Raw genomic sequence first — 5,135 nt, 5'->3', positions numbered from 1 at the left:
CGGTTACCGCCGACCGCCCGTACCGTGCAGGTCCGAAATGCTCTTCTTGGCGTCGTCCTGCGCGGTGCCGAAACTCTTGCCCGCATCCACCGTCACATCAGCAAAACCGCTCAACGCATAGTGCAGAGCCCTTATCCCCTCCGCTATACGCTCGTGCTCAGCACCGATCGAGGCCGCGAACTCACGCCCGCCGGCATCAGCACCGAACGGCGAATCCTGCGGATCCCAGCGCGTCTCGGTGACGTAATTCTCAGCCAGCAGGCGCACACGCTCGCCCACATCGCCGGTGGCTCCGCCACCAGCCCTGATCTGATCCGGATCCGCGACGAACGTGCTGTCGTCAGACACGACCCCCGCCTCCCTTCCGGCGCGGTGCCAACACCTCGTCCACACCGGCAGGATCAAGCAACCGGTCGAGGTCGACACGGTCGAGAACAGACGAACCCGCACCGGCCGGAGGCCCACCCGCCACCGACTCGAAGATCGCTGTGGCTCGTGTGGCCGCCTCTGTCCTCGCCACGCTCAGGGCCTCCAGCACGCTGGCGGCCAGCGCCTGCCCAGACATGCTCTGGAACTTGTTGTTGGGAAAACGCATACCGGACGCCTCCCCCTTGGCGCCGACCGTGACCTCCACGGAGCCGTCCTTGGACCTCGCCGTGACCGAGATGGCCGACACCTGTTCCTTCGCCTCGATCAAGGCCTTGTGTTTTGCGGCGAACTCGGCCATGGCCTGCTGTAGCTGCTGCTGGGGTGAGTTATCCATCACAAAGTGCTCCACATAGCTGAAAGTCGTGCGTCAGTGGCCGATCGAGGCCGGCAGACCGCCGTCCTTCGTACCCCAGACATCCTCGTCGTCCGCATTCCACGACGAGGATGTCTGCGTACTCGCCCGAGACGCACCACCCTGGCCGAAAGGCGATTCGGTGACGTGCCGACGGGGAGCGAGCAGCTCTTCGGAGTCGGACTCCTCCTCCTCGTACTCCTCCGGGTCCGGCGTGGGTGCCGTGCGCGCGGCCGTCATCCCGCTGTGCATGAACGCACCGTCGGATTCCCGGTCTTCATAGGTGTCACGGTTGCGCTCTCCGCTGCCGCCTCCCTGCTGACCACCCATGCGGTTCATTCCCATCATCATCATCGGCGACAGCAGCCCCATCGCGTTCTGGCTGTCGGAGAGAGCACCGACATTGGCCGCAGCACCCGCCGAGGCACCATTGGCCGCCGCCGCATTGACCGCCGCTGCTCCGGCCGCGGCGGCCTGGGCCGCCGTCGCAGGGCTCGGCAACGTCTGGTAGTTGCCGTCCGAACTCGTGATCAGGCTGCTGCCGTCGGAGAAGACGGTTTGCTTCGTGCCGTCGGGATGGGTGGTCACCGAGCCTCCCCCCGGCAGATGGGTGATGGTCCTGCCGAAGTTGGGGGCGGAGGTGTCGACGCTCGGATAGTGCGGGATATTGGAATTCCCGTTGAGGTTCGGTCCGGAGCCGTGGTCCGCCGGGGCCTGGGTCATGGTCAGCTTTCCATCCGGATGCAGCGTCGAAGTGCTGCCGTCCCGGTAGTGGGTGATGATGTCACCCTTGCTGTCCACACTAACGGTGGTGCCGTCGGGGTTGGTGATGCTGTGGCCCGCGCTGAGGTGGCTGGTGGTGCGGTGTCCGCCGGCGTCCGTGGTGGTGACGTCACCGTTGGGGTGCACCGTCGTGCTTCCATGACCGGGGAAGTCGGTGGTGAGGCTTCCGTCCCTGTTGAGGTGGGAAACGATGCCGTCCGGCGAAGTGATCTGCTTGTGCCCGTCGGCGCCGACGATCTCCGAGGTGCCGTTCGCGAAGGTCGTGGTCTTCGACCCGTCGGTGCCTGTCTGTGTCAGGCTGCCGTCCACGTTCCGGGTGATTTTGGTGCCGTCCGGGTTTGTCAACGAATGGCCCGCCGCCAGATGACTGGTGGTGGAGTGCCCCCGCGCATCGACGGTGGTGACGTCACCGTTCGGGCTGACCGTGCGGGAGGTGCCGTCGGGGTACCTGGTTGTCAGGCTCCCGTCCGCGTTGCGTGTGGTGGTGTGCCCGTTCGGAAACGTCGTCGTGCTGATGCCACTGGGTCTGAAGGTCGTGCTGCTGCCGTTGATGTTGCTGATCGGGAAGCCGGTCGCGACAGGCGAGAAATCGGGCGCGGTGAGGGAAGTTCCGTTCGGACCCGTGAATGACGTCCCCTTCGGACCGGTCACTGACGTTCCGTTGGGACCCGTGAGTGACATTCCGTCCGGACCGGTCAGCGACGTTCCGTTCGGACCCGTGAGTGACATTCCGCCCGGACCGGTCAGCGAGGCTCCGCCCCCGTCCAGCAGCGACTTGCCGTCCGGACCGGCGAGACCGTGGTTCAGGCCGTCGGACAGGTCCTTCAACCCGTTGTTGAGGCCGCCGCCCAGGCCGTCCGAGAGGTTCTTCAATCCGTTGTTGAGGCCGTCGCCCAGGTTGTTGATTCCGTTGCTCATGCCCGAAAGGCTGTTGTTGAGCCCGTCGTTGATCTTGCTGAACGCGTTGTTGAGGTCATTGCCGTTCTTGTCTGCGGCCTCGTCCGAAACCTCTTTGGACAAGGACGAGTTCGACGTGTCGGAGAACGAGAAGGCGCTGTTCCATTTGGGGTCGAGTACCCGGCTCCAGCCCTGCTGGAGTGCGTCCACCGCTGTGCGTGCCGGTGCGTCGAGATTGGTCTCGATATTGGTGGTCCACCGCTTCACGGCCTCCTGGGCGGCGGCGGCCCAGTGGCTCGTGTCCACGAGATGTCCGTAAGACGTCTCGTCAGTGTAGCTGTCGTCCGTGGTTGCCCCGTCGATCTGGCCAAACCGGTTCCGATGCGAGTGGACGTGCGGGGCGTTGTGGATTCCGATCCAGTCGGCGAGCTCGGCGTAGACCTGGTTAAGGATGTCACGCGGGTCGGCGGGTATCTGGGCCGAGGGGGTGCTGCCGTCCGGCCTGCGCACCGTGATGGAACTACCGCGCTGCCAGAAGAAGTTGTAGTAGGCGTTGTAGAGATCCTGGTAGGCCTTGTGCAACGCCGCCTCGGCACCGATCAGGTCGTCGCCGTGCAGGGTTGTGCTCGTCTTTCCCGTGGAGGGCGACGTGTACTTCGGCGAGAAACCCGGAGGCTGCAACTGCGCGGTGTAGCCTTCGTATTTGCGCTGGAGGTCATCAAGCAGATGCCAGAAAACCCCCGCCGCATTCCCCTTCCAGGCCGCCTGCTCACTGCCGAGGTGGTCGGTCCACTCTTTGAGGATCTGAGTGTGCTTCTTGAAGAAGTCCCCGGCCAGGTCGAAAGACGCCGCAGCGGCGGGGAAGGTACGGAGATCGACTCCTTCGCTCGCGCTGGGCGCTCCGGGCACCGAACTGCCCGTGACGATAGAGGTGAAAGGTTCCTGCAGCAGGCTCGACAACGCCGTTTCCGACTGAACCCAGTACTCGGACCCGGGAGTGAGGTCGGCATAGGTGATGGTCACCTGATATTTGTGGACGCTGCCGCCCCTGCCCGCGAAGAACTCCATGTGCCAGCCGTTGGGAAGCATCTCCTGGTGGAGCAGGAAGTCGTCCGTGCTGTCGAGCTTACCCCGTGCCTTGACCGCGATCTCGACCCAGGGAGCGGAGCCACTGCCACCGTGGATGCCCGTGATGGTGTCTCGCTTGTTCATGTGCCAACCGGTCACCTGGTTGATGGTGTTTTCCCAGTTGTCTACTGCCATGACGCTCGCACTCCGCAGGGAACGTTACTCGGATGATTCGGCCGGCCTACTGAGTCAGGAGACCCCGGTGCTCACTTGCTGCTGTTCGTGGTCGGAGGATTCAGGCCACCGGTGTCACCGATGCCGGCCTCATAGCCGTCGATCGCCGTCAGGAACTTCTGGGCCTGGATACTGGTGAGATTCTCGCCGTGTGCCTTGAGCAAGTCCTTGACGACATCCTGCAGTTCACCCCTGAGCGCCGTGAACGCCGTTACGTGCTTGTTGAACACGTTGTCGATGGCGGTGGCGGCTGTCTTCATATTCGTGACGACGCTCTTGCCCCCCGTGTTGTCGTCGCCCTCGAGGTTCCCGAGATGCAGAGGGTGCGACGAGGAGGAACCGACGTCGTACAACGACAGTGGGGTCTGCCCCGGGGCCCGCACATGTGTGATGTCATCGATGAAGTGCGAGACATCCGTGTCGATGAACGTCTGCAGCGCGGGGGCGTCGAGCCGGGTCAGGTCTGTGCTGTGAACGTCGGCCACGGGGTGTCTCCTTCGTCGTGCGGCTCGGCCGGCCGAGGTCAGAACCTGGTGTTTTCCATGTTGTGGATGCTCATGTTGACCGCGGTCTTGTAGGTGTTCGAAGCCTCCGAGAGCACGCGACCGTAGGCGGTGAGGTGGTCACCGAGGTTCGTGACCTCCTCGTTCCACTGCCTCTGGATGCCCGAGTAGAACACCTGGTCCGGTCCCTCCCAGTATGCGACCAATTTGGCAAGCGAGGCTTCGAGGTTGGTGATGATGGTAGTTACTTGGTTGTTGAAGGGCGTCATGTCGTCGGCGAACGACTCCGCGTGCCCATGGTTGATGAAGATCTGTCCGTCGGACATGTCTGCTCCTCCTGAGGAAAACGTGCCGGTAGGTCGGGCATGGATCGGTCGGGATGCCGCGCAGGTGTCAGTGCTGCAGACTCCGGAACGTGGCCTCGGCCGTAGCGGTCAGCTGCTTCTGGTTGTTCACCAGACGCACGTTGTGCTCGTTCGCCTGAGCGGCGAGGTTCCGGCCCTCGCTCAGGTGGGTCATCAACTGCGTGCAGGTCCCCTTGATGCGTTCGACCCGCTGCATCCACTCCTCGATGACGCCCTGGAAGGCGAGACCGTCCTCGCCCTGGTAGTGGGGCTGAAGGTCGACTGCCCGCTGGTGCACTCGGTTCTGTACATCCCTCAGGTCGGACAGAGCGCCCTCCAGCAGGTCAATGCCCTGCTGGTAGACCTTGTTGGATGATGCTTGCTGCGAAGAAGTCGTCATGTCTTCTCTCCGGGTACGGGTCGACGGCACAGGCTTCAGGGCCGTTTCCTCGGCATGTCAACCGGCCCTGGAAGCAAGGACGTTCATCATCGGGGGTGGCCCCGCCGTGGCGCCGGGGGGACCGC

The 5,135-nt window shown here is 63.9% G+C and carries 6 protein-coding genes; all 6 read right to left on the bottom strand.

What is annotated here, in order from left to right; translation table 11 throughout:
* Positions 1-3: 3 nt before the first annotated feature.
* Positions 4-348, bottom strand: coding sequence for a hypothetical protein (locus tag A6P39_RS42885; RefSeq protein WP_275884363.1), 345 nt, complete (start codon positions 346-348; stop codon positions 4-6).
* Positions 341-778: a YbaB/EbfC family nucleoid-associated protein gene (locus A6P39_RS42880; RefSeq protein ID WP_275884362.1), complete on the bottom strand. Its 438-nt coding sequence runs from the start codon at positions 776-778 to the stop codon at positions 341-343. Before A6P39_RS42880 ends, A6P39_RS42885 begins: the two co-directional genes overlap by 8 nt.
* An 18-nt stretch (positions 779-796) precedes the next feature.
* Positions 797-3,724, bottom strand: a complete 2,928-nt coding sequence (locus A6P39_RS42875) for an AAWKG family protein (protein ID WP_275884361.1) — start codon at positions 3,722-3,724, stop codon at positions 797-799.
* 71 nt (positions 3,725-3,795) lie between these two features.
* Entirely contained in the window at positions 3,796-4,248 is a 453-nt protein-coding gene (locus tag A6P39_RS42870; RefSeq protein ID WP_275884360.1) for a type VII secretion system-associated protein, read from the bottom strand.
* A 38-nt stretch (positions 4,249-4,286) separates the two neighbouring features.
* The gene (locus A6P39_RS42865; RefSeq protein WP_275884359.1) at positions 4,287-4,592 is read right to left on the bottom strand and encodes a WXG100 family type VII secretion target; all 306 of its coding nucleotides are present in this window, start codon (positions 4,590-4,592) and stop codon (positions 4,287-4,289) included.
* A gap of 67 nt (positions 4,593-4,659) precedes the next feature.
* On the bottom strand, positions 4,660-5,010 hold the full coding sequence (locus A6P39_RS42860; RefSeq protein ID WP_275884358.1) for a hypothetical protein: 351 nt from the start codon (positions 5,008-5,010) through the stop codon (positions 4,660-4,662).
* Positions 5,011-5,135: the final 125 nt, after the last annotated feature.

The organism is Streptomyces sp. FXJ1.172 (assembly GCF_001636945.3).
GTDB lineage: Bacteria > Actinomycetota > Actinomycetes > Streptomycetales > Streptomycetaceae > Streptomyces.
The sequence above is the reverse complement of the archived record's forward strand: the minus strand, read 5'-3'. Positions and strand labels throughout refer to the sequence as shown.

What these genes read in the sequence shown, in the direction of transcription:
- A6P39_RS42860 (WP_275884358.1), bottom strand. Translation starts at nt 5,010, where the DNA reads ATGACGACTTCTTCGCAGCAAGCATCATCCAACAAGGTCTACCAGCAG.
- A6P39_RS42875 (WP_275884361.1), bottom strand. Translation starts at nt 3,724, where the DNA reads ATGGCAGTAGACAACTGGGAAAACACCATCAACCAGGTGACCGGTTGG.
- A6P39_RS42865 (WP_275884359.1), bottom strand. Translation starts at nt 4,592, where the DNA reads ATGTCCGACGGACAGATCTTCATCAACCATGGGCACGCGGAGTCGTTC.